This window comes from Sphingomonas sp. LC-1, from assembly GCF_025371035.1.
GTDB lineage: Bacteria > Pseudomonadota > Alphaproteobacteria > Sphingomonadales > Sphingomonadaceae > Sphingomonas > Sphingomonas sanguinis_E.
Genome location: NZ_JANZXB010000004.1, coordinates 22,839 through 44,000 on the forward strand (window position 1 = coordinate 22,839; position 21,162 = coordinate 44,000).

Below are 21,162 nucleotides of genomic sequence, written 5' to 3' on the forward strand. Positions count from 1 at the left end.
CAGGCACGATTTCCCCGATTTTCCCCACGCATTTCCGTGCCGATAAAAAAGACACACCGAGTGGCGGGAATTAACCGCGAAAGCGGAGTCGATCGGCGCAAATTGGGCGCGTCGGACAAGCGACTCCGACGAATAGGATTCGCGATTCCCATCGGCGCCCACTCGGGACCGCTGGCCAACGTCGGATGCGTCGATCAGCGTCCGGCGTCGGCGGAAGCCTGCGCGTTGACGGGTGCGGGGGCGACGCCGAGTTCGGCCAAGGGCTCGTTGCTCGGCGCATTGCCGTTGGTCATCGCCATATCGGCGACCATGTTGGACTGGGCCGCGCCGGCGGCGGCCACGGGCGGCTCGTCGCGATTGAGCGAACCCAGAATGGTGCTGGCGACCGCGATCAGCAGGATAACCGAAGCCAGGCCGATCATACCGACTTTCACGCGTTGCATGATATGATGATGGTCGGGTGATTTCATGTATGCGATGTTATTACCCTGTCCCCGGCATGCTGTCGACCTTCGGAAAAGGGCCTTTATTTACAGCCCCTTGTCCGCTCGCCACGCCGGATTGTGCAGCGTGGAGAGGTAGCGGAACCCCGTATCGCACAAAATGGTTGCGATACGCTTACCCGGTCCCAGCGTGCGCGCCAGCGCGACTGCGCCGGCCACGTTGATACCCGATGACAGCCCCAGGCACAGCCCCTCTTCGGTCAAAAGCCGCTGCACCCAGTGCCAGCCATCGGCGTCGGAAATGCGGAATTGGGTATCGACCGGCGCCCCTTCCAGATTGGCGGTGATCCGCCCCTGACCGATCCCCTCGGCGACCGACGACCCCTCGGACTTCAATTCGCCATGGGCATAATAATCGTACAGAGCCGCGCCATGCGGGTCGCTCAGTGCGATCGTCACCGATTCGTCATGCGCCTTCAGGCCCAGGCCAACACCGGCAAGGGTGCCACCCGTCCCCGCCGCGCAGGTGAAGCCGTCGATCCGGCCTTCCATCTGGTTCCAGATTTCCTCGGCGGTCCCGACGATATGCGCGCGGCGATTGGCGATATTGTCGAATTGGTTGGCCCAGATCGCATTGTCCGTCTCTTCCGCGATGCGGCGCGAGGTGTGGACGAAGTGACAGGGGCTCGAATAGGGCGCGGCGGGCACCAGCACCAGTTCGGCCCCCAGCGCGCGCAGCGTGTCCATCTTCTCGCGGCTCTGCGTCTCAGGCATCACGATGATGGTGCGATAGCCCTTGGCATTGGCGACCAGCGCCAGGCCGATACCGGTATTGCCCGCCGTCCCCTCGACAATGGTGCCGCCCGGCAGCAACTGCCCCCGTGCCTCGGCATCCTCGACGATGAACAGGGCGGCGCGATCCTTCACGCTGGCGCCGGGATTGGCAAATTCGCACTTGCCGTAAATGTCGCAGCCGGTGGCCTCGCTCGGCCCCTTAAGGCGAACGAGGGGGGTGTTGCCGATCAGGGCCAATGTGTCGGGGGTCACGTGCATATCCGCTAGATGGCCCCTGCCCCGCGACACGGCAAGCAAAGCCTTGCTTGGGGCCCCGCAAGCGCGAGGCATATCGAGGGCGAATGCTGGACATTCGGCACGGCGATGCATGTCGTGCTTGACGCCGGGTTGCTGCATTTGCGAAGTAGTTTCCCGCTATGAAAAGCCTCCTCCCCGTCTTCATCGCCGTACCGCTGCTCGCTTTGGCGGCATGCGACTCCAAGCCCAGCCAGCCCGAGGTCGTCGATACCAATCCCGACCCGATGGCCAACATCCTCGCCAACCGCGCGCCGGTGGAACTGCCCCCCGCGATCAAGGCGGACAAGAGCTTCCGCTGCAAGGACAACAGCCTCGTCTTCGTCACCTTCTTCCAGGGCGACAAGCAGGCCAATGTCCGCCTGAAGGAAGGCGAGACGCCGGTGGTGCTGAAGGCACCCGCAGCCGGCGAACCGCTGACCGCCGAGGGCGGCTGGAAGATGACGGGTGACGAAAAGGCGATCACCCTGACCACGCCGAAAAAGGCGGCGCAGACCTGCCACATCTGATCCTGCCGTCGGTCCGCCGACGATAGGGACTTGATCGAAAGCCGGCCGGCGGAGATACCTCCGTCGGCCTTTTTCGTGGGGTGGCGTCAGGGAGGGCGGAAGAATAGTGGCCGCGATCGCGATCTACAGCCTGAAAGGCGGCGTGGGTAAGACCAGCATGGCCGTCAATCTGGCGTGGTGTGCGGCCATGCTGGCGGCACGACGGACCCTGTTATGGGATCTCGATCCGCAAGCCGCCTCCACCTGGCTGCTCGGCGGGGCCGCACCCGGTGACCGGGCCCAAGCGATCTTCAGCCAGGATGTCGCGGTCGATCGCCTGATCCGCCCCACCGCCATCCCCCGACTATCGATGATCGGAGCGGACGATTCGCTGCGTGGGCTGGACCTGCTGTTTCACCGGATCGACAAGAGGAAGCGGCTCGGCAAGCTGATCGAGCGCCTGGACGGCTTCGACCGCGTGTTGCTCGACTGCCCGCCGGGGTTGACCGAAACCACCGAACAGATGCTGCGCGCGGTCGACCTGATCGTGGTGCCTGTCGTCCCCTCAGCCCTGGCCACCCGCGCGCTGGAAGTGGTGGATGGGCATGTCCGGGGGCGGGTGCCGTTGATGCCGGTTCATGTCATGGCGGATCGTCGCCGCAGGCTGCACGCTGACGCGCTGGCGGCGCATCCCGACTGGCCCGTCATTCCGATGGCCAGCGCGGTCGAGGCGATGGGCCAGCACCGCGCGCCACTGGGCAGCTTCGCCTCGCGCAGCACTGCCGCCAAGGCCTATGCCCAGTTGTGGCAGGCGATCGAACGGCGTCTGGCGACGCTATGAGCCGTCATGAGGGATCCGGCGCGACCGAGCGGCTGACCCCCCATCTGGTGCTGGGCGCCTATGCCGTCGGAGTGTTCCCGATGGCGGACACCCGCGATACCGAGCATGTCTATTGGGTGGAGCCGCGCAAGCGTGCCATTCTGCCGCTCGACGGCTTTCACCTGTCCCGCTCGCTGCGCAAGACAGTGGCGAACGACCGTTTTCGGGTGACGGCCGATACGGCGTTCGAATCGATCATCCGCCTTTGCGCCGAAAGCGTGCCCGACCGGCCCGAGACCTGGATCAACTACGCCATCGAGCGGGTGTTCATCGATCTGTTCGACATGGGCTTCGCGCACTCGATCGAATGCTGGGACGGGGACGAACTGGTCGGGGGGCTTTACGGCCTGAGCCTGGGGCGCGCCTTTTTCGGGGAGTCGATGGTCAGCCGCCGGACCGATGCCTCCAAGGTCGCGCTGGTCTGGCTGATCGCGCGGCTGCGCGCCGGGGGATACAGTCTGCTCGATTGCCAGTTCCAGACGCCGCATCTGTCGACCATGGGCGCGGTCGAGATCGGGCGCGACGATTATGTCGCGCTATTGTCCGATGCATTGGCCGGTGTCGTCGCGCCGGGGGCCTCCGCATCGGGCGTGTCGGCGCCAGGTGACTTCGCCGCGCTCGGCCGCTTGGGGGCCGCGACGGGGGCGGCCGATGAAACGGTATCGGGCCCGGTCTCCGGCCAGGACATCGTGCAGCTCTTGGCCCAGACGTCATAGACCGGGTGCTGGACGACGTTGAGCGCCGGACGTTCCTTGTAGAGCCATCCCGAAAAGACACGCTGCCAACGCTGATTCGCGCCACGTATGTCAAGCTGGACGAAGGCGCCGGTCAGCTGCTCGGTTTCCCAGGGCGCGGTCTTTTCGCACGCCCGCAGGCGAACGACGACGTCACCGACCCGAAGTGCCTGGCCGGGTTTCAGCGTCAGGTCGCGGGAGACGCCGTTGCGCTTGTTCAGCAGGCCGATCACCGCGACCCGTTGCGCCATCGGCGTGCCGCCGGTCGGAAGCGCCGCCTGACCGGCATCGACCGATTCGATTCCCGACCCGCCGGGGCGGTCGGGCAGGATCTGGCTGACCGCCGATTCGTCGGCGGAGGGCGCGCCCTTATGGGTCAGCGACTGATAGCCGAACCAGCCCCCGACACCCAGTGCGGCGGCCAGCACAGCGCCGGCCAGCCAGCGAGCCTTCTTCACCCCTCGGGCGTCCAGGCTTCATAGTCGCCGGTCGCGGCGGCGCGCTGGCCGCCCTTTTCCAGCGCCCCGGACGGGCGATAGGCCATGGCGGTGCCGGTCATGTTGGGCATGGCGGGCTTCTGCCACGCGCGACGCGGAGGCAGCGCGCGATCGGGCACGTCCTCGACCTGATGATGCAGCCAGCTGAACCATTCCGCGGGGACGCGGCTGGCATCGTTGGGGCCGTTATAGATCACCCAACGGCGCGGACGACCGGCGGTATCGCTGCCGCCCTCATAATAGACATTGCCGTGCGCATCCTCGCCCACCTGCGCCTTGCCGCGCAGACCGAACCAGGTGCCGATGGTGGCGCCGTTCCACCAGGTGAAGGGATTGAGGTTGATGCCCATGACGCGCCGTGTAGCCCGGCTATCGCCGCCCTTCAACCGCGTTCGCACGCCGAGCATCGGATGGACATGGGACGGGGCGGTCAGAAATGGCCGGGAATCGCAGCGCACGTCCTCCCCGCCGGGGCAGGGCCATCACAGCCATGGTGAAGTGGTGTGCCGCAAGAGCTTATTATCCCGAAGCCGCTCCGCCGGGGTTTGCTCCCTCCCCTGGCCTCCACCGCCACCCCGGCGTCGGCCGGGATAGTATCGTGAATCTCGCAATGGTTTTGAGGAGAGGGAATGAAGCGCACCGCGTCAGCGCGGCCAGGAAACCGAATCGCCTTCCGAAATCCCCAGTTCCGCCGCGCGACCACCGACCAGTTCGAGCACCGCCGCCACCGGCTCCCCCGAAGGGATTTTTCCTTCGCTGAACGGCGGGGTATTCTCCGCGATCCGCGCGATCGTCCCGTCGGCGCGGATGAATAGGATGTCGAGCGACGTCGGCGTGTTCTTCATCCAGAATTCCGCCACGCGCGGCCCCCCGCCCTCGGGTGGATAGGGCGCGAACAACATACCGCCATCGGGCTTCAGGTCGGTGCGATACATCAGCCCCTGCGCCTGCTCGGCCGTGGTCCGCGCCGGTTCGACCAGAAAGACGTGCTTGCCCTGCCCGGTGGTCACGGTGACGGGAATGGTCGCCACCTTCTGCCCGGCCTGTGTCGAGGAGGCATCGTCCTTGGAGCAGCCAGCCAGCCCGGTCCCCGCCAGCATCAGGGCGAGCGCCGCCGCATGCCCCGTCCACGTCATCCGCTTCACTCCACGCTTCTTTCGGTCACGGCGACCGCCAATGGCCCCTTCGGCCCCTCGACGATGCGTGCGAGCAGCGGCTGGCCCGGCTGGACATCGATGATGCCACCACGCCGCAGCGTTTCCATATGCACGAATATATCCGCCCCGTCGCGGCCTCGCAGCAAAAAGCCATAGCCTTTCAGGCGATTGAACCATTTGACCGCGACAGATTCGGGCTCTCCCGCTCCGGCCACCAGCGCGACGGGGTCGATCCGGTCGGTAGCACGCGGACGCTTGGCAACCTCGGGAACGGCATGGGTCAGGTCGATCGAGACGACCTGGCGCGCCTGATAGCCTCTGCCGCCACGCACCGCCACGAGTTCGACCCGTGCGCCCTCGGGCAGGCTCCGGCGGCCATGTGGCTGCAAGACGGTGAAGTGCACCAGCACGTCGCCGTAAAGCGGATCGTCCGCCACGACGAAGCCGAAACCCCGCGTCACGTCGAACCATTTGACGACCCCCGCCAGCCCTACGGCCGTATCCGCCGTCTCGCCGTCGATGCCGCCCCCGTTGATTGGCGTTTCATCCAGCATCATCGCACCCTTGAAACTATTGCTAGCATCATTGTTCGCGCCTGCAATGCAATGCTGTCACATTCACTGGTCCGCAGTGGGACGATCGCGGCGCAATAGTCCCGCCGATGCGCGCGATACGATTGGGATATAAGGACTAATCATCGTCGATCGTCTCGCCTGGGGCGGCGGAAACGATCCGACGGGACAGGGTCGATCCATGGCCGGCGCGCATCATCGCGGCGAACTGCTTCTCCCGAACCGCCCGGTCCGCCTCGCCGTCGCCATAAGGACCGATTCGCTTGCGCCGGGCAAAGGCCAGCGCCGCATCGCGCGCGGCCTCCGCCATTTGCGGCGCGATCGCCTCATGATCCTCCGCCCCGACACGTGCCGCCTGAAGGGCCTGGCGCACCCGCCGCGCCCCCAACCCCCGCCGCGCGAGCGAGGCCGCCTTCGCCTCCGCATAGGCACGATCGTCGATATAGCCGAGCGCGACCATCCGCGCCGCCAGCTCTCGTGGTGCAGGCGATTCCGTGTCCGACCAGCCACGTTCCCGCAGCTTTCGCGTCAGATAATCGACCAGCTTGCCCTCGGTCGTCGCAAATCGCTCGACATAGCGCAGGGCAAGGTGCTCCAGGGATCGGGGATCCAGAGGCTTTGGCGGGCGACGTTCGGCGGACACGCCTTGTTTGTGCCACAGTGACACCGGATTTAGAACGCGGGAAGCCGCTATCCGCGGCGGAAAAGATTCATTCGTCCCCGCCGACTGCGGTGCGGGGGCGCAAAAGCATAAGGAACGAAGGCAAGGCCATGACGATCGAGCACCATCAGGACGACGCGCGCGCCATCATCGCGACGCCGACCGAGGATGCGCGCCCCCGCCGCTTCGCCGACTTCGACACGCTGGGCGAGGCGCTGGACTATGCCGCCTCGGGCTCGCGCGGCCTGAATTTCCACGACGCGCGTGGGGTCCTGAACCGCCCCTATCCCTTTGCCGAACTGCGCGAGGACGCGCTGACCTGCGCCCGTCGCCTGATCGCCAGCGGCGTGAAGCCCGAGGACCGGATCGCACTGGTCGCCGAGACGGGGGCGGAGTTCGCCGCTCTCTTCTTCGGCGTGATCTATGCGGGTGCCTGGCCGGTGCCGTTGCCGCTGCCCACGTCGTTCGGCGGGCGCGACAGCTATATCGAGCAGTTGCGCGTCCAGTTGGCGAGCTGCGACCCCAAGATGCTGATCTTCCCGCCCGAACTGGCACAGATGGCGGGGGCCGCCGCCGAAGCCGCGGGAGTCGAGGGGATCGATTGGGATAGTTTCGCCCAGCGCGAAGCGCCGGAGGCCATGCTTCCGAAGGCCAATCCCGAGGCGATCGCCTATCTGCAATATTCCAGCGGCTCGACCCGTTTCCCGCATGGCGTGGCCATCACCCACCGCGCGCTGCTGAACAATCTGGCCGCGCACAGCCATGGCATGAAGATTCAGGAAAGCGACCGCTGCGTCTCGTGGCTGCCCTGGTATCATGACATGGGCCTGGTCGGCTGCTTCCTGTCGCCGATCGCCAACCAGGTATCGACCGACTATCTCAAGACCGAGGATTTCGCGCGCCGCCCGCTCGCCTGGCTCGACATGATCAGCCGCAATCCGGGCACGTCGGTCAGCTATTCGCCAACCTTCGGCTATGACATTTGTGCGCGCCGCATCTCGTCGCAGACCAAGGCGTCGGACCGTTTCGACCTGTCGCGCTGGCGGATTGCGGGCAATGGCGCGGACATGATCCGTCCCGACGTCATGCAGAGCTTCGTCGATGCCTTTGCCGATGCGGGGTTCCAGGCGACCGCGTTCCTGCCCTCCTACGGCCTGGCCGAGGCGACGCTGGCCGTGTCGATCATGCCGCCGGGTGAGGGCATTCGCGTCGAGCTGGTCGAGGAAACCCAGCTTTCGGGCGGCGCGCGTGGCACCGACCGGCCGCAGCGCTTCCGCGCCATCGTCAATTGCGGCAAGCCCGCCCGCGACATGGTGATCGAAATCCGCGAGGAGGACGGCACCCCCCTGCCCGACGGCGCGATCGGCAAGGTCTGGTGCAAGGGGCCGTCGGTGATGGTCGGCTATTTCCGCGATCAGGAGGCGACCGATGCCTGTCTGGTCGATGGCTGGCTCGATACCGGCGACATGGGCTATATGTCCAAGGGCTATATCTACATCGTCGGTCGCGCCAAGGACATGATCATCGTCAACGGCCGCAACCACTGGCCGCAGGACATCGAATGGGCGGTCGAGCAGCTGCCGGGCTTCAAGGCGGGCGACATCGCCGCCTTCGCGATCACCACGCCGGGCGGTGAGGAAACCCCTGCCGTGCTGGTCCAGTGCCGCAGCTCGGACGACGAGGAACGTCTGCGCCTGCGCGACGAGATTCGCGAGCGGGTGCGCGCGGTGACGGGCATGAACTGCGTGATCGAACTGATCCCGCCGCGTACCCTGCCCCGCACCAGCTCGGGCAAGTTGAGCCGTGCCAAGGCGCGCAACCTGTATCTGGCAGGCGAGATCAAGCCGTACGACGTCGCGGCCTGATTTTCCTATCAGGAGGTTTCGGAGGGCTCGGTCGAAAGACCGGGCCCTTTTTCTTTGTCCAGCGCTCCCCCGTCCGTTCAGCTTTAGCGAAGTCGGAGGCCAAGGGCAGCACTCTCCATTCCGCCACCCCGACGAAAGCCGGGGCCCAGTCGGGGTGAACGGAGCGTAAGGCGTGGGGCGCGTCTCAATCCTTCAACGGATCATGGCCCCAATTCATCAGAGAGTAGCGCCAGGGCGAATGCTCGGCATCCTTGTCCGGGCCCCCCTGCTTCAGATGCCGGTGCACATAGCCGACGACCTTCTTCATATGGGCATAATCGTCGTCCGTCAGGTCCGCCTTCTTCTTGTGCTTGATCGCGATGATCTTGCGGCCCGACTCATGACCGACGCTTTCGTCCGATCCGCCTTTTTTCTGGCCGACCTCTTTCGATTCGTCGGTGTCCAGAAACTTTTCCAGTTCGGCGGGGGCCATGTTTACGGCCTCCTTGAAATCCGCATAAATCTGCTCGTGATCTTCGGCCATGCGCGGCTCCTTTCGGCGGGGTCAACGCCGCCGGCCGAGTATCGGGCTCACAACATTCCTTCATAGCTTTGCGGCGGCACCGGCAGGGTCGCACGCGCGATTCCGCCCACGACCAGCACGACCGCCAGCGCCGCCATCGTGGCGCGCACGATCGGCCGGTCGCCGCGCCACGGCTTGGCAAGGATCATGCCCAGCGCACAGGCCACCACCGCCCAAAGGTGATAGCGGAAGTCCGACGCCACGCTGATGACCAGGAAGCTCGACTCCAGCCCCAGCGTCGATCCGAACAGCGCCCCCGCCAGCCCATCGCCCCGCGTCACCGCCAACCCGCCCGCCGCGACGATCATCCAGACGATCGGCCACATGATCGGCAGATCGACGAAGCTGGATGCCATATGCTGCCACGCCACCGCCACCTTGCCCGGCTGACCCAGATGATAGCCATTGGGCTCGGCGCCCTCGGGCGGAGCGGCATTGGGCCAGCGGGATGGCACCCAAAGCCGCCATGTGGAATTGACGTGCGCCAGCCTCTGCGCGGTATAAGCGAGCGGGTGGTGCAGGATCGCCGGGACCAGCCGCGCATAGAGCCGACCGGGCGGCATGGTGTCGAACCGATTCAACCGATCGCCGCAGCGCGAGGGCTCGCCCAGCGAATCCCAGAAAAAGGCGCGGACGCACTGCTTCGCGCGCATCTCGGCAACCTCCTGCGACGAGAAGCCCAACCGCAGGTCATAGGGCACCCGCACCGCGATTCCCGCAAGGTCGTAAAGCGCCTGCGAACGCGCCACGCCGCTGGGCGCGGCCCCGAGAACCCGTTGGTTGACCAACGGAGACAGCGCCAATGCAGCCAGCGTCAACCCGGTGACGATCGCGATCCGGCTGCGCCAACGCTCCGCGGTCAGCAATGCGACGAGCGGGGCGGCGGCAAAGATCGCATTGGCCCGGACCAGCGTGGCATAGACGAGGAAAAGACTGGCGGCCGCCCATCCCCAGCGCGGCACCGTACGCCCGCGCAAGCGCCACCAGCCGATCATGCCTGTCGCCGCCAGCAGGGCGCCGGTCATCTGCGCGTCCTTCAGGATGGCGACCTGCCAGCCCAGCCAGGGCGGCACCAGACCGATCGCCAGCACACCCAGCGCCGCGCGCGGCCGCCGGTCGGCGATCGCCGTCGCGATACCCGCCAGCCCCAGCCACCACCCCGCAAGTTGCAGGACTAGCATCGGGGTCGCGCCCCATTCCAGGAACAGCGACCAGAGCCGCGCCATGATCGGGGGATGCCAGTCGTCATAGTCACCGGTCAGCGCCTGCGCATATTGGCCCACGCTGTCATATTCGACATAGCCGGGCGCGAAGACGATCACGCTGAGCCCGAACAGGATCAGGGCGGCGACGACGATGCGCAGGCGATGGGTATGGGCTCGGGTCATGGCTCGCGCGCGGAATGATGGCGAAGTTGCGCGATGCGGCCAAAGCCGATCGTTTCGCAAGCGAATTGCGACCGGGCGGCGGGGATTCGCCTTATCGCGTATCCGTTCCTAAAATGCGGCGGGGAGCAACAGAGGGGGGGAACGGCCATGGCGAGCGTACTGATGATCATCGACATGCAAAGCGAGATGCAGCGACGGATCGACGCGGGTCGTCCGCATGTAAATCCCGATGCGCCCGCCCGGATCGGCGCGCTTGCGGCCGCTTTCCGAAGGTCCGGGCGCCCCGTCATCCATATCCGGCATGGTGACACCGATCCCGCCTCGCCATTGCATCCGGACAGTCCCGGCTATCCGGTGATGCCCTGCGCCGCCGAAATGCCCGGCGAGCCGGTGTTCGTGAAGACGAGTTCGTCGGCCTTCGCGACGACGAGGCTCGAGCGGCATCTGCGCGACCATGGCGTGTCGCATATCCACATCGTTGGGGCCGTGGCAGGGTTCTGCGTCAACTCGACCGTCCGGGCGGCGTCCGATCTGGGGTTCGCCGTGACGGTGGTACGCGATGCGGTGATCGGTTTCGACCTGCCATCCGCCGGTCTGGACGCCCAGACCATCTTCGACGTGACCATGGGATTGCTGGCGGCGGACTTCGCGGAGGTCGTGGGGAGTGAAGCGGTCTTGGTGGGATTGGGGTGAAGGCCAAAGGGAAACCGCAGAGAAAAAGGGGCCCGCCGCGGCGAGCCCCTCTCCCAAAACCGAATAGGCAAAATCAGATGTGCAGCGCGCGCCCATAGGCGGCCAGCACCGACTCGTGCATCGATTCCGAGATGGTGGGGTGCGCGAACACCGTTTCCATCAGCTCGGCCTCGGTCGTCTCCAGCTGGCGGGCGACGACATAGCCCTGGATCATCTCGGTCACTTCCGCGCCGACCATGTGGGCGCCCAGCAGCTCGCCGGTCTTGGCGTCGAACACCGTCTTCACGAAGCCCTCGGCCTCGCCCAGCGCGATCGCCTTGCCGTTGCCGATGAAGGGGAATTTGCCGACCTTCACTTCGTAACCGGCTTCCTTGGCCTTCGCTTCGGTCAGGCCGACGCTGGCGACCTGCGGACGCGAATAGGTGCAGCCCGGGATGTTGCCCTTGTCCATCGCGTGCGGGTGGACGTCCTTGTTGCCCAGCGCCTGGGCGATGGCCTCTGCCGCGATTACGCCCTCATGGCTCGCCTTGTGCGCCAGCCACGGAGCGCCCGTCACGTCGCCGATCGCCCAGATGCCGTCGACATTGGTGCGGCCATAGCCGTCGGTCTTGATGTGACCGCGATCGGTTGTGATGCCCAGCTTTTCCAGACCGATATTCTCGGTGTTGGGGACGATGCCGATGGCGACGATCGCATGGCTGAACTCGGCGGTCTCGACCTTGCCGTCCGGGCCCTTCATCGCGGCCTTCACGCCGGACGCGGTCGCCTCAAGCTTCTCAAGGCCGGTCTTGGTCTTGATGGTCATGCCGAACTTGGTCAGCTGCTTGGTCATGAACTCGCTGACTTCGGCGTCCTCGACCGGCATGATCCGGTCGAGCATCTCGACGATGGTCACTTCCGCGCCCATGTCGTTGTAGAAGCTGGCGAACTCGACACCGATCGCACCCGATCCGATGACCAGCAGCTTGGTCGGCATGGCGGGCGGCACCATCGCGTGGCGATAGGTCCAGATGCGCTCGCCATCCGCCTTGGCGAAGGGCAGGTCGCGCGCGCGCGCGCCGGTCGCGACGATGATGTGCTTGGCGGTCAGTTCGGTGGTCTTGTCGCCCTGGACGACCGACAGCTTGCCCTTGGCCGTAATCGTGCCGACGCCCTCATGGACCGCGACCTTGTTCTTCTTCATCAGGCCCTTGACGCCCGCGTTCAGCTGGCCCGCCACCTTGCGGCTGCGATCGACCACCTTGTCCAGGCTGAACGAGGGCTTTTCGACCGACAGGCCGTACTGCGCGGCATGGGTCATATAGTGATAGACCTCGGCCGAGCGCAGCAGCGCCTTGGTCGGGATACAGCCCCAGTTGAGACAGATACCGCCCAGCCGCTCGCGCTCGACGATCGCGACCTTCAGGCCAAGCTGGCTCGCGCGGATCGCCGCGACATAGCCGCCGGGGCCGGAGCCGAGGACGATAAGGTCGTAAGTGTCAGCCACTTTGCTCTTCCTTCTGAACGCGCGCCTTGACGGTGCGCGGGGGTTCGCCCCCCGAGAAATTGGGATTTAGTCTTGCGCGGAAGCCAGCGGCGGAACGCTGCGCGGCTTGCGGTCCTTGTCGGTCGCGACGAACACGAAGCGGGCCTGCGTCACCTTGGTCGCATCCTCGACGTGACGGGCGCGGCGCCAAGCCTCGACTTCGATCGTCATCGACGTGTTGCCGACCCGGACCAGCGTGGCATAGACCGACACCTCGTCGCCGACGAGCACAGGGGCGTGGAACTTCATCCCCTCCGCCGCGATCGTGACCGCCCGGCCGCCCGAATGGCGCGACGCCACCGAACCCGCCGCCAAGTCCATCTGCCCCATCAGCCAGCCGCCGAAAATGTCGCCATAGGGATTGGCGTCGGACGGCATGGCGGTGACGCGGATGGTGGGGTTCAGATCGGGCAGCGTGCTCATTGTTCGGCGTGTCTCCGTGCCATGCGATCCGCGATTCGCGCGCGGTGAAGTGGGCCGACGCCCATCGCCACCGTCGCGATCGCCGCGCCTACCCCGCACCACCATATCTCGGTGCGGGCCAGCGGATAGGCCCAGGCGGCGGCCCAGGTCATGACGAGCGCCGCCACCAGCCCCAGGCCGATATGGAACAACTCGATCAGAACCCGCATGGCCACCGCCTCCGGTCGATCAGGCCAGCATCGCCAGCGGACGCTCGACCAGTTCCTTGAACACCTTCATCAGCTCGGCGCCGTCGGCCCCGTCGATGGCGCGGTGGTCGAAGCTGCCGGTCGCCGACATGACGGTCGCCACGCCGAGTTGGTCGTCGACGATGTACGGACGCTTCTCGCCCGCGCCGATCGCCAGGATCATGCCCTGCGGCGGGTTGATGACCGCCTCAAACTGCTTGATGCCGAACATGCCCATGTTTGAGATCGAGGCCGTGCCACCCTGGAATTCATGCGGCTGCAGCTTGTTGTCGCGGGCGCGGGTGGCCAAGTCCTTCATCGTGGTCGAGATGGACGACAGCGAACGCGTATCCGCCTCCGACACGATCGGGGTAATCAGGCCCGCCGGGGTCGACACCGCGACCGAGATGTCGGCGCGCTTGAAGCTGATGAGCTGGTCCGGCGTGAACATGACGTTGCACTTCGGCACCGCCATCAGCGCAACGCCCAGCGCCTTGATGAGCATGTCGTTGACCGACAGCTTCACGCCGCGCGATTCGAGACCGGCGTTCAGTTCGCCGCGCAGCTTGAGCAGCGCGTCGAGGCGCACATCCACCGTCAGATAGATGTGCGGCACCTGCTGCTTCGATTCGGTCAGGCGACGCGCGATCGTCTTGCGCATGTTGGACAGCTTCGACGTCTCGTGCGGGATATCCGGCACCTGTGCGGGCTTCGGCGCGGCGACGGGGGCCGAGGCGGTTTCTGCCGGGGCCGAGGTCGACGCGGCGGGAGCGGCCGCCTTGGCCTGACCCGGCTGCGCATTCTCGACGTCCGCCTTCACGATGCGGCCGTTGGGGCCCGAGCCGGTCAGCGTGGACAGGTCGAGGCCCTTTTGCGAAGCGATGCGGCGCGCCAGAGGGCTGGCGATCGCGCGGCCATTTCCGGCCTTGCTGCCCGAATCGGCAGGCTTGCCATGATCCTCGGCCTGTTCGACCGTGCGTTCCACCGGCTTGGCTTCGCTGCCGGTCTTGTTGGGATCGGTGGGGTCGGTCGGCATCGGCTTGGCCGGAGCCGGGGTGTCCGACTTGGTGGGGGCCTGAACCGACGAAGCATCCTCGCCCTCTTCGGCCAGGATCGCGATGACGGTGCCGACCTTCACATTGTCGGAACCTTCGGTGACGAGGATCTTGGCGATCACGCCTTCGTCCACGGCCTCGAACTCCATCGTGGCCTTATCGGTTTCGATCTCGGCCATGATATCGCCGGACTTCACCGTATCCCCTTCCTTCACCAGCCATTTGGCCAGCGTGCCTTCCTCCATGGTCGGCGACAGCGCGGGCATCTTGATCTCGATCGACATGGAGGTCCTCTCGGGGCAAACCAATTCCGTAGCGGCCCGTCTCTTGCGCCCGAATTGCGCTCGGTCAAGTCATGGCCTTCGACGAAATTCTATGTAACGGCATCGGTTGGAGACAAATAGGGGGCCGTCATGCGTATCTATCTGGTCGTGATCGACGATAGTCCGGAGTCCAGAATAGCCCTGCGCTTCGCCGCGAGGCGCGCCGTAAAGACGGGCGGTGGCGTGGAAATCCTGACGCTTCTGCCCCCGCAGGAGTTCATCGCCTTTGGCGGCGTGCAGGCCACGATCGAGGATGAGGCGCGTCAACAGGCCGAAGCGCTGCTCGCCAGCGCGGCGGGCACCATTTTGGACGAATCGGGTCTGCGCCCCTCCATCACCGTGCGCGACGGCGATGGCCCCAAGGTGATCCGCGAGATCATCGCGGCCAATTCCGACATTGCGGCGCTGGTGCTGGGCGCAGCCGCGAGCGGCGCGCCGGGCAAGCTGGTCAGCCATTTTTCCGGTACCGACGCGGGTGCGCTGCCGGTGCCGGTGATGATCATTCCGGGGTCGCTGACGCCCGAGGCGATCGACCGGTTGAGTTGAGAATTATTCCTCCCCTGCAAGGGGAGGGGGACCAGCGAAGCTGGTGGAGGGGTGTCCCCGCTGATGGTGACACCCCTCCGTCAGTCCTGCGGACTGCCACCTCCCGTTGCAGGGGAGGAAAGCGCGCGGTTACTCCGCCGCCTTGGCCATATCCTCGAACTCGGCCGCCGCCAGGAACCGCTCGGCGTCCAGCGCCGCCATGCAGCCGGTGCCCGCCGCCGTCACCGCCTGGCGATAGACCTTGTCCGCCACATCGCCGCAGGCGAACACGCCGGGCACACTCGTCCGGGTCGAACCGGTCTCGACCGCGATATAGCCGTCCGAATCAAGTTCGAGGTGCCCGCGGAACAGCTCGGTCGCCGGATGATGGCCGATCGCGACGAAGCCGCCTTCGACGTCCAGGCGGCTATGCTCGCCCGTGACCGTGTCGAGCAGGTCGAGCGCGACGAGGCCCGCATTGCCGCCGCCGTCGACGAACTCGCGGACTTCCTTGTTCCACAGCACCTTGACGTTGGGATGCGCGAACAGCCGCTCCTGCAGGATGCGCTCGGCGCGCAGCGAATCGCGGCGGTGGATCAGCGTCACGTCGTCGCTATGGTTGGTCAGGTACAGCGCCTCCTCGACCGCGGTGTTGCCGCCGCCGATCACCGCGACCTTCTTGCCGCGATAGAAGAACCCGTCGCAGGTCGCGCAGGCCGACACGCCCTTGCCCTTCATCGCGTCCTCGCTATCCAAGCCCAGCCACTTGGCCTGCGCGCCGGTGGCGATGACCAGCACCTCGCCCTCATAGACATCGCCGCCATCGCCGATCAGGCGGAACGGGCGGCTGGTCAGGTCGACTTGAGTAATCGTGTCCCACATCATCCGCGCGCCGACATGCTCGGCCTGTTTCTGCATCTGCTCCATCAGCCAGGGGCCCTGGATGACGTCGGCGAAACCGGGATAATTCTCGACGTCCGTCGTGGTCGTCAGCTGCCCGCCGGGCTGGATGCCCTGCACCACGATCGGCTGCATCCCCGCGCGCGCGCCATAAATGGCGGCGGACAGCCCGGCGGGGCCGGAACCAAGGATGAGCATACGGGTGCTGTGGGTGGTCATGTCATATTCCTGTGAAGCGCGATTTGGCCCCTAGATAGTCACATGGGCGACAAAAATGAACTCCTTCTCATGCGGCCAATCGGCGCTTGCTTCGTTCGGCGTAATAAGTGGAGATGTGCCCGATGCGCGATGACGACGATGTGAAGATCACCGAATACACCGCCCCTGCCGGCGGCTGGGGCTCGATGAAAGGCATGGCGAAGGTCTTGCCCAAGGAAGGGCTCGGACCGGAGACGCTGGACACGCTGCGCCGTCAGAACAAGCCCGGCGGCGTGATGTGCGTCAGTTGCGCCTGGGGCAAGCCCGCCAAGCCGCATATTGCCGAATTCTGCGAGAACGGCGCCAAGGCGACCGCCTGGGAATTGAGTTCGCTGCGCGTCACGCCGGACTTCTTCGCCAAGCACAGCGTCACCGAATTGGAAGCATGGCCCGACCATGACCTCGAACAGGCGGGCCGCCTGACCCACCCGATGCGCTATGACCGCGCGACCGACAAATATGTCGCGGTCAGCTGGGAGGATGCCTTTGCCGCCATCGGGCGCAAGCTGAAGGCCTGCGATCCGACCAAGGTCGTGCTCTATGCCTCGGGCCGCGCCTCGCTCGAAACCTCGTTCATGTATTCGCTGTTCGCGCGGATGTGGGGACAGCAGAACCTGCCCGACAGCTCGAACATGTGCCACGAGACCACCTCGGTCGGCCTGAAGTCCGCCATCGGGTCGCCCGTCGCGACGATCCAGATGGAGGATTACGACAAATGCGACGCGATCTTCTCCTTCGGGCAGAATGTCGCGACCAACGCCCCCCGGATGCTCCACAATCTTCAGGCCTGCGCCAAGCGGGGGGTGGAGATCGTGACGTTCAACCCGCTGCGCGAACGCGGTTGGGAGCGGTTCGCCTCGCCGCAGAACCCGGTCCAGATGCTGACCGGCAGTTCGACCGACATCTCCAGCCAATATCATCAGGTGAAGGCGGGCGGCGACATCGCCGCACTGACCGGCATCTGCAAGCTGGTGATCGAAGAGGATGACCGGGCCATTGCCAAGGGCACCAAGCGCATCCTCGACCATCACTTCATCGAGCAGCATACCACGCGGTTTGAGGATTTCGCCAATTACTGCCGCAAGGCCGCGTGGAGCGACATCGTGCGCGACTCGGGCCTGACCCGCGATGCGCTGGAACAGTCGGCGCGCGTCTATATGCGGGCCGAGCGGGTGATCGCGGTGTACGGCATGGGCATCACCCAGCACCGCTATGGTATCGATGCGCTGCACATGATCGTCAACCTGCTCCTGCTGCGCGGCAATATCGGGCGCGAGGGCGCCGGGCCGGGTCCGGTGCGCGGGCACAGCAACGTGCAGGGCCAGCGCACGGTCGGCATCACCGAGAAGACCGAACTCGCCCCCGTCGAGCGGCTGAAGGAATTGTTCGAGTTCGAGCCGCCGACCGAGAACGGCTGGGACACGGTCGAGGCGTGCCGCCAGATCATCGCCGGAACCGCGGAAGGCTTCGTCCAGCTCGGCGGCAACTTCCTACGCGCGACACCCGAGCACGCCAAGATGAAGGCGGCGTGGAGCAAGCTGCCCATCACCGTGCATATCGCGACCAAGCTCAACAAGAGCCATCTGGTGCCGGGCGAGGAAAGCTACATCCTCCCCTGCATCGGGCGGCTGGAAACCGACATGCAGAAGGGCGGCCGACAGGCGGTCTCGATGGAGGATTCGTTCAGCCATATCTACGGCTCGGTCGGCAAGGCGACGCCCGCCGCCGATACCCTGTTGTCCGAGCCCGCCATCGTCGCCGGGATCGCCAAGGCGGTGCTGGAACCCAACCCGAACGTGCCATGGGACGAATGGGTCGGCGACTATGGCTTGGTCCGGACCGCGATCGAGAATGTCTATCCCGACAAGTTCGCCAACTTCAACGAACGGCTGTTCGAGCCCGGCGGCTTCTGGAAGGGCAATCCCGCATCGCATCGCAAATGGGAAACCGAAAGCGGCAAGGCCGAATTCAACGTGCCGCGCGCGATGGACGCGTCGGGCATCACCCCCGCCGAGGGACGGATGCGGTTGATCACTCTGCGCTCCAACGACCAGTTCAACACGACCATCTATGGCTATGACGATCGCTTCCGGGGGATCAGCGGCACGCGGATGGTGGCGATGATGAACAAGGCCGACATCGCCAAACTCGGTCTGGCGGACGGCCAGACGATCGCGCTGGAAGGCGATGCCGATGACGGCGAGCATCGCGTGGTCGAGGGGCTGCGGGTGGTCGAATACAACATCCCCGAAGGGTGCATCGGCGGATATTATCCCGAGCTCAACTATCTGATCCCGCTGGAGCATCACGCGCTGGAAAGCCATGTGCCCGCCGGCAAGTCGGTGCCCGTGAAGGTCCGCGTTCCGGCATGAGCATATTGGGAGCTGTACTGGCCGGGGGGCGATCGTCGCGCTTCGGATCGAACAAGGCGGTCGCGTTGCTCGGCGACCGTCCCTTGGTGGCGCATGCCCGCGCCACCCTCGTCCCCTATTGCGCACGGGTCGTGCAGGTGGGTGGCGAAGATGGCGTGCCCGACATGCCCGAGCCGGGCCTGGGACCGCTGGGCGGAATCGCCGGGGCGCTGGACTATGCCGCCGCCAATGGCTTTCGCTGTGTGCTGACCATCGGATGCGACATGCCGCGCCTGCCGGAGGGGTTGATCGAGGCGATCCTGCGGCGCGAGCCCAGCTATTGCCAGGATGCGCCGGTGTTGGGGCTATGGCCCGCCGCACTGGGCGCGCACCTGATGGCGCATCTCTCGCTGGGGCGGGACCGATCGGTACGCGGCTGGACCCGCGCGATCGGGGCCATCCCGATCGCCTCGCCCGAGCCGATCGCCAATGTGAACACCCCTGCCGATCTCGCCGCACTGTGAGCGTCGATGCCGAGCCGACTCGTCCGCTGACGTTGCTGCGCCTGCCGCCGGAGGGTCCGGTCGGGCCGGTCGCGCGCGAGGTCGCGGTCGAATGCCCGGTCGCGATCGAAATCGACGGGTTCGGCTATGCCGTGATGATGATGACGCCCGCGCGGCTGGAGGATTTCGCCACGGGGTTCCTGCTGACCGAAAGGCTGATCGACGCACCGAACGACATCCTCGCCATCGAACCCTTCGCCGCCGAAGCCGGGTGGATCGTCCGCGTCTCACTCGCCGGTCACCTGCGCGGCCGGATGCAGGACCGGGTGCGCCACCGGACCAGCGATACGAGTTGCGGGCTATGTGGTCTGTCGGGCCTGGAACAGATTGCGCGCCCCGTCACCCGACGCCCCCCCGCCCCCCGGGTCCGTCCTGCCGCACTGTTCGCCACGCTGGCGGACGTGCGCACGAATCAGCCGCTCAATGCCCGGACGGGTGCGGTACATGCGGCCATGGCTTGCGACTCGGCAGGACGGATGCTGGCGGCGGCGGAGGATGTCGGGCGGCACAATGCGCTCGACAAGCTGATCGGGCGGCTGGCGGTCGAACCAGAATTGCCTGCCGACTTCATCCTCGTCACCTCGCGCATCAGCTATGAAATGGTGGACAAGGCGCTGGTGGCGGGGGTCGGCCTGCTGGTCGGCATTTCCGCCCCGACCAGCCTGGCGATCGATCATGCCCGTGCGCATGGCCTGACCCTGATCGCGCTCGCCCGTGCCGATGCGATGCTGATCGCGCACGATCCTCATCATCTGTTCGACTGAGGCTTATCCGACAACGAGGCGAGCCGTTTCGGGCCAGATCAGCGGATGCTCGGGCACAACCTCGCACCGGTCGTGCAGGATGCGATCGCGCCCCGCCCGTTTGGCGCGATAGGCCAGTTGGTCGGCGCGCGCGATCAGGCCCTCCAGCGTCTCACCCTCGATATAGCGGACCACGCCACCGCTGACGGTCAGCGCGGGCATGCCCCGCTCCGCAAAGGGTTCCAGCGCGGCACGAATCGCCCGGCACAACCGGGTGGCGCGGTTGTTGATCGACTCGGGCGTGCTTTCGCCATCGGGGACGAGCAGCGCGAATTCCTCGCCGCCCATGCGGATGGTCAACACGTCGCGCGTCGCCAGCCCCTCCAGCAAACGGGCAAAGGCCACCAGCACCGCATCGCCGGTCGCATGACCATATCGGTCGTTGATGCTCTTGAAATGATCCAGGTCGAGCACGACCGCATAAAGGCCACGCCCCTGCCGCGCCGCATCGACCAGCAGGCGCGGGCCGATCCGGTAAAGTCCCCGGCGATTGGTCAGCCCGGTCAGCGGATCGGTCTCCGCATCGAGGATCGTCTCCTCCAGCGCCTTCTGAATGACCAACAGCATCAGGAACAGCCCCGCCGCGACCAGAAGGACCCCGGTCGAAACCTGCGACGCCACCGCATATAAGGTGCTGGCATAGGCCTTGGCCGAAGCCCCCGACCCCAGCAACACCGCCATGAACGGCTTGATCAGAAAATGCCCGCAGATGACGGCGAAGATGCCCATCAACATGGTACGGATCGGCCCCTTCTGTCCGATCTCCCGCACGGCCAGCAACACCACGATGGCAGCGGTGGCAAAGGGCAGCTGAAACAGGAATTCATAGGGCATGGTACCGCGCATACCGCCCAGGATCGCCAGTCTCAGCGCGATCCCCGCAAGCCAGAGGATCAGGGCGAAGCGCCAGCGCAGACGTCGTCCGGCAAAGGCCTGCACCCCCACCGACATCAGGAGGATACCGCCCAGGAATACCGCATAGCCGATCAGGGAAAAGAGCAGGATATGATCGGTGTATCGGATCAACAGTTCGCAGATCGGGGTCAGGAAGCCCAGGAAATAGCTCGCCATGAACCAGGCCGCCGCACGCTGGCGCGAATAGGACACCGCCACCACGCCATAGGTTATGACGAAGAGCGCTGCCATACAGCTATTGGCTATCAGTGCGTAAACTGCAGCG

At 65.8% G+C, this 21,162-nt stretch carries 23 protein-coding genes and 1 pseudogene; 9 read left to right on the top strand and 15 right to left on the bottom strand.

The window, feature by feature from the left end; genetic code table 11:
* Positions 1-194: 194 nt before the first annotated feature.
* Positions 195-443, bottom strand: coding sequence for a hypothetical protein (locus NZL82_RS07075; protein ID WP_261269075.1), 249 nt, complete (start codon positions 441-443; stop codon positions 195-197).
* Between the two features lie 87 nt (positions 444-530).
* The gene (locus NZL82_RS07080; RefSeq protein WP_261269076.1) at positions 531-1,496 is read right to left on the bottom strand and encodes a cysteine synthase A; all 966 of its coding nucleotides are present in this window, start codon (positions 1,494-1,496) and stop codon (positions 531-533) included.
* A 158-nt stretch (positions 1,497-1,654) separates the two neighbouring features.
* Here NZL82_RS07080 and NZL82_RS07085 point away from each other — a divergent pair, with 158 nt between their 5' ends.
* The 3 genes from NZL82_RS07085 (at position 1,655) to aat (ending at position 3,616) form a co-directional block, all read left to right on the top strand.
* Complete coding sequence (locus tag NZL82_RS07085) at positions 1,655-2,041, top strand: hypothetical protein (RefSeq protein ID WP_261269077.1); 387 nt, start codon at positions 1,655-1,657, stop codon at positions 2,039-2,041.
* A gap of 106 nt (positions 2,042-2,147) precedes the next feature.
* Positions 2,148-2,861, top strand: coding sequence for a ParA family protein (locus tag NZL82_RS07090; protein WP_261269078.1), 714 nt, complete (start codon positions 2,148-2,150; stop codon positions 2,859-2,861).
* On the top strand, positions 2,858-3,616 hold the full coding sequence (gene aat, locus NZL82_RS07095; RefSeq protein WP_261269079.1) for a leucyl/phenylalanyl-tRNA--protein transferase: 759 nt from the start codon (positions 2,858-2,860) through the stop codon (positions 3,614-3,616). The genes NZL82_RS07090 and aat overlap by 4 nt, the downstream gene beginning before the upstream one ends.
* Positions 3,617-3,651: 35 nt before the next feature.
* On the opposite strand, the pseudogene NZL82_RS07100 reads toward aat, so the two are convergent.
* The 5 genes and pseudogenes from NZL82_RS07100 to NZL82_RS07120 form a co-directional block, all read right to left on the bottom strand.
* Positions 3,652-3,885 (bottom strand): annotated as a pseudogene (locus tag NZL82_RS07100) (DUF2155 domain-containing protein); the annotation flags it as partial.
* A gap of 203 nt (positions 3,886-4,088) precedes the next feature.
* Complete coding sequence (locus NZL82_RS07105) at positions 4,089-4,481, bottom strand: NADH:ubiquinone oxidoreductase subunit NDUFA12 (protein ID WP_261269080.1); 393 nt, start codon at positions 4,479-4,481, stop codon at positions 4,089-4,091.
* A 294-nt stretch (positions 4,482-4,775) separates the two neighbouring features.
* Complete coding sequence (locus NZL82_RS07110; protein WP_261269352.1) at positions 4,776-5,267, bottom strand: DUF192 domain-containing protein; 492 nt, start codon at positions 5,265-5,267, stop codon at positions 4,776-4,778.
* Positions 5,268-5,272: 5 nt separating this feature from the next.
* Positions 5,273-5,842, bottom strand: coding sequence for a cold-shock protein (locus NZL82_RS07115; protein ID WP_261269081.1), 570 nt, complete (start codon positions 5,840-5,842; stop codon positions 5,273-5,275).
* A 136-nt stretch (positions 5,843-5,978) separates the two neighbouring features.
* Positions 5,979-6,503: a regulatory protein RecX gene (locus NZL82_RS07120; RefSeq protein ID WP_261269082.1), complete on the bottom strand. Its 525-nt coding sequence runs from the start codon at positions 6,501-6,503 to the stop codon at positions 5,979-5,981.
* A 128-nt stretch (positions 6,504-6,631) separates the two neighbouring features.
* Between NZL82_RS07120 and NZL82_RS07125 the strand changes: the two genes are divergently transcribed.
* Positions 6,632-8,386 (top strand): fatty acyl-AMP ligase, encoded by a 1,755-nt coding sequence (locus NZL82_RS07125; RefSeq protein ID WP_261269083.1) that lies wholly within the window; start codon positions 6,632-6,634, stop codon positions 8,384-8,386.
* Between the two features lie 184 nt (positions 8,387-8,570).
* On the opposite strand, the gene NZL82_RS07130 is transcribed toward NZL82_RS07125, so the two are convergent.
* Together NZL82_RS07130 and NZL82_RS07135 are read right to left on the bottom strand one after the other, a co-directional pair.
* On the bottom strand, positions 8,571-8,909 hold the full coding sequence (locus NZL82_RS07130) for a DUF3140 domain-containing protein (RefSeq protein WP_261269084.1): 339 nt from the start codon (positions 8,907-8,909) through the stop codon (positions 8,571-8,573).
* 47 nt (positions 8,910-8,956) lie between these two features.
* On the bottom strand, positions 8,957-10,336 hold the full coding sequence (locus NZL82_RS07135; protein WP_261269085.1) for a hypothetical protein: 1,380 nt from the start codon (positions 10,334-10,336) through the stop codon (positions 8,957-8,959).
* Positions 10,337-10,483: 147 nt separating this feature from the next.
* Between NZL82_RS07135 and NZL82_RS07140 the strand changes: the two genes are divergently transcribed.
* Positions 10,484-11,029 (top strand): cysteine hydrolase family protein, encoded by a 546-nt coding sequence (locus tag NZL82_RS07140; RefSeq protein WP_261269086.1) that lies wholly within the window; start codon positions 10,484-10,486, stop codon positions 11,027-11,029.
* Between the two features lie 73 nt (positions 11,030-11,102).
* Here NZL82_RS07140 and lpdA read toward each other — a convergent pair whose 3' ends face one another.
* From lpdA to NZL82_RS07160, 4 genes are all read right to left on the bottom strand, one after another.
* Positions 11,103-12,515, bottom strand: a complete 1,413-nt coding sequence (gene lpdA / locus NZL82_RS07145) for a dihydrolipoyl dehydrogenase (protein ID WP_261269087.1) — start codon at positions 12,513-12,515, stop codon at positions 11,103-11,105.
* Positions 12,516-12,581: 66 nt separating this feature from the next.
* A complete protein-coding gene (locus NZL82_RS07150; RefSeq protein ID WP_261269088.1) occupies positions 12,582-12,977 on the bottom strand; it encodes an acyl-CoA thioesterase in 396 nt (131 codons plus the stop codon).
* Positions 12,974-13,186, bottom strand: a complete 213-nt coding sequence (locus NZL82_RS07155; protein ID WP_261269089.1) for a hypothetical protein — start codon at positions 13,184-13,186, stop codon at positions 12,974-12,976. Before NZL82_RS07155 ends, NZL82_RS07150 begins: the two co-directional genes overlap by 4 nt.
* A gap of 19 nt (positions 13,187-13,205) precedes the next feature.
* The gene (locus NZL82_RS07160; protein WP_261269090.1) at positions 13,206-14,543 is read right to left on the bottom strand and encodes a pyruvate dehydrogenase complex dihydrolipoamide acetyltransferase; all 1,338 of its coding nucleotides are present in this window, start codon (positions 14,541-14,543) and stop codon (positions 13,206-13,208) included.
* A gap of 129 nt (positions 14,544-14,672) precedes the next feature.
* Here NZL82_RS07160 and NZL82_RS07165 point away from each other — a divergent pair, with 129 nt between their 5' ends.
* Positions 14,673-15,128 (top strand): universal stress protein, encoded by a 456-nt coding sequence (locus tag NZL82_RS07165; protein WP_261269091.1) that lies wholly within the window; start codon positions 14,673-14,675, stop codon positions 15,126-15,128.
* A gap of 129 nt (positions 15,129-15,257) precedes the next feature.
* Here NZL82_RS07165 and trxB read toward each other — a convergent pair whose 3' ends face one another.
* The gene (gene trxB, locus NZL82_RS07170; RefSeq protein WP_261269092.1) at positions 15,258-16,226 is read right to left on the bottom strand and encodes a thioredoxin-disulfide reductase; all 969 of its coding nucleotides are present in this window, start codon (positions 16,224-16,226) and stop codon (positions 15,258-15,260) included.
* A 122-nt stretch (positions 16,227-16,348) separates the two neighbouring features.
* On the opposite strand from trxB, the gene NZL82_RS07175 reads away from it, so the two are divergent.
* From NZL82_RS07175 to fdhD, 3 genes are read left to right on the top strand one after another with little or no spacing between them, the layout of a single operon-like run.
* Positions 16,349-18,637 (top strand): FdhF/YdeP family oxidoreductase, encoded by a 2,289-nt coding sequence (locus NZL82_RS07175; protein WP_261269093.1) that lies wholly within the window; start codon positions 16,349-16,351, stop codon positions 18,635-18,637.
* Positions 18,634-19,140 carry a molybdenum cofactor guanylyltransferase gene (locus NZL82_RS07180; protein ID WP_261269094.1) on the top strand — a complete coding sequence of 169 codons (507 nt, stop codon included), beginning with the start codon at positions 18,634-18,636 and terminating at the stop codon, positions 19,138-19,140. The genes NZL82_RS07175 and NZL82_RS07180 overlap by 4 nt, the downstream gene beginning before the upstream one ends.
* On the top strand, positions 19,137-19,943 hold the full coding sequence (gene fdhD / locus NZL82_RS07185; protein ID WP_261269095.1) for a formate dehydrogenase accessory sulfurtransferase FdhD: 807 nt from the start codon (positions 19,137-19,139) through the stop codon (positions 19,941-19,943). Before NZL82_RS07180 ends, fdhD begins: the two co-directional genes overlap by 4 nt.
* Before the next feature lie 3 nt (positions 19,944-19,946).
* On the opposite strand, the gene NZL82_RS07190 is transcribed toward fdhD, so the two are convergent.
* Entirely contained in the window at positions 19,947-21,128 is a 1,182-nt protein-coding gene (locus tag NZL82_RS07190; RefSeq protein WP_261269096.1) for a diguanylate cyclase, read from the bottom strand.
* Between the last annotated feature and the right edge of the window lie 34 nt (positions 21,129-21,162).

Bases quoted from the DNA above. Each gene is read 5' to 3' on its own strand.
- NZL82_RS07075 (WP_261269075.1), bottom strand. From the start codon at position 443: ATGCAACGCGTGAAAGTCGGTATGATCGGCCTGGCTTCGGTTATCCTG.
- NZL82_RS07080 (WP_261269076.1), bottom strand. From the start codon at position 1,496: ATGCACGTGACCCCCGACACATTGGCCCTGATCGGCAACACCCCCCTC.
- NZL82_RS07085 (WP_261269077.1), top strand. From the start codon at position 1,655: ATGAAAAGCCTCCTCCCCGTCTTCATCGCCGTACCGCTGCTCGCTTTG.
- aat (WP_261269079.1), top strand. From the start codon at position 2,858: ATGAGCCGTCATGAGGGATCCGGCGCGACCGAGCGGCTGACCCCCCAT.
- NZL82_RS07105 (WP_261269080.1), bottom strand. From the start codon at position 4,481: ATGGGCATCAACCTCAATCCCTTCACCTGGTGGAACGGCGCCACCATC.
- NZL82_RS07110 (WP_261269352.1), bottom strand. From the start codon at position 5,267: ATGACGTGGACGGGGCATGCGGCGGCGCTCGCCCTGATGCTGGCGGGG.
- NZL82_RS07115 (WP_261269081.1), bottom strand. From the start codon at position 5,842: ATGCTGGATGAAACGCCAATCAACGGGGGCGGCATCGACGGCGAGACG.
- NZL82_RS07125 (WP_261269083.1), top strand. From the start codon at position 6,632: ATGACGATCGAGCACCATCAGGACGACGCGCGCGCCATCATCGCGACG.
- NZL82_RS07130 (WP_261269084.1), bottom strand. From the start codon at position 8,909: ATGGCCGAAGATCACGAGCAGATTTATGCGGATTTCAAGGAGGCCGTA.
- NZL82_RS07135 (WP_261269085.1), bottom strand. From the start codon at position 10,336: ATGACCCGAGCCCATACCCATCGCCTGCGCATCGTCGTCGCCGCCCTG.
- NZL82_RS07140 (WP_261269086.1), top strand. From the start codon at position 10,484: ATGGCGAGCGTACTGATGATCATCGACATGCAAAGCGAGATGCAGCGA.
- NZL82_RS07150 (WP_261269088.1), bottom strand. From the start codon at position 12,977: ATGAGCACGCTGCCCGATCTGAACCCCACCATCCGCGTCACCGCCATG.
- NZL82_RS07155 (WP_261269089.1), bottom strand. From the start codon at position 13,186: ATGCGGGTTCTGATCGAGTTGTTCCATATCGGCCTGGGGCTGGTGGCG.
- NZL82_RS07160 (WP_261269090.1), bottom strand. From the start codon at position 14,543: ATGTCGATCGAGATCAAGATGCCCGCGCTGTCGCCGACCATGGAGGAA.
- NZL82_RS07165 (WP_261269091.1), top strand. From the start codon at position 14,673: ATGCGTATCTATCTGGTCGTGATCGACGATAGTCCGGAGTCCAGAATA.
- trxB (WP_261269092.1), bottom strand. From the start codon at position 16,226: ATGACCACCCACAGCACCCGTATGCTCATCCTTGGTTCCGGCCCCGCC.
- NZL82_RS07175 (WP_261269093.1), top strand. From the start codon at position 16,349: ATGCGCGATGACGACGATGTGAAGATCACCGAATACACCGCCCCTGCC.
- NZL82_RS07180 (WP_261269094.1), top strand. From the start codon at position 18,634: ATGAGCATATTGGGAGCTGTACTGGCCGGGGGGCGATCGTCGCGCTTC.
- NZL82_RS07190 (WP_261269096.1), bottom strand. From the start codon at position 21,128: ATGGCAGCGCTCTTCGTCATAACCTATGGCGTGGTGGCGGTGTCCTAT.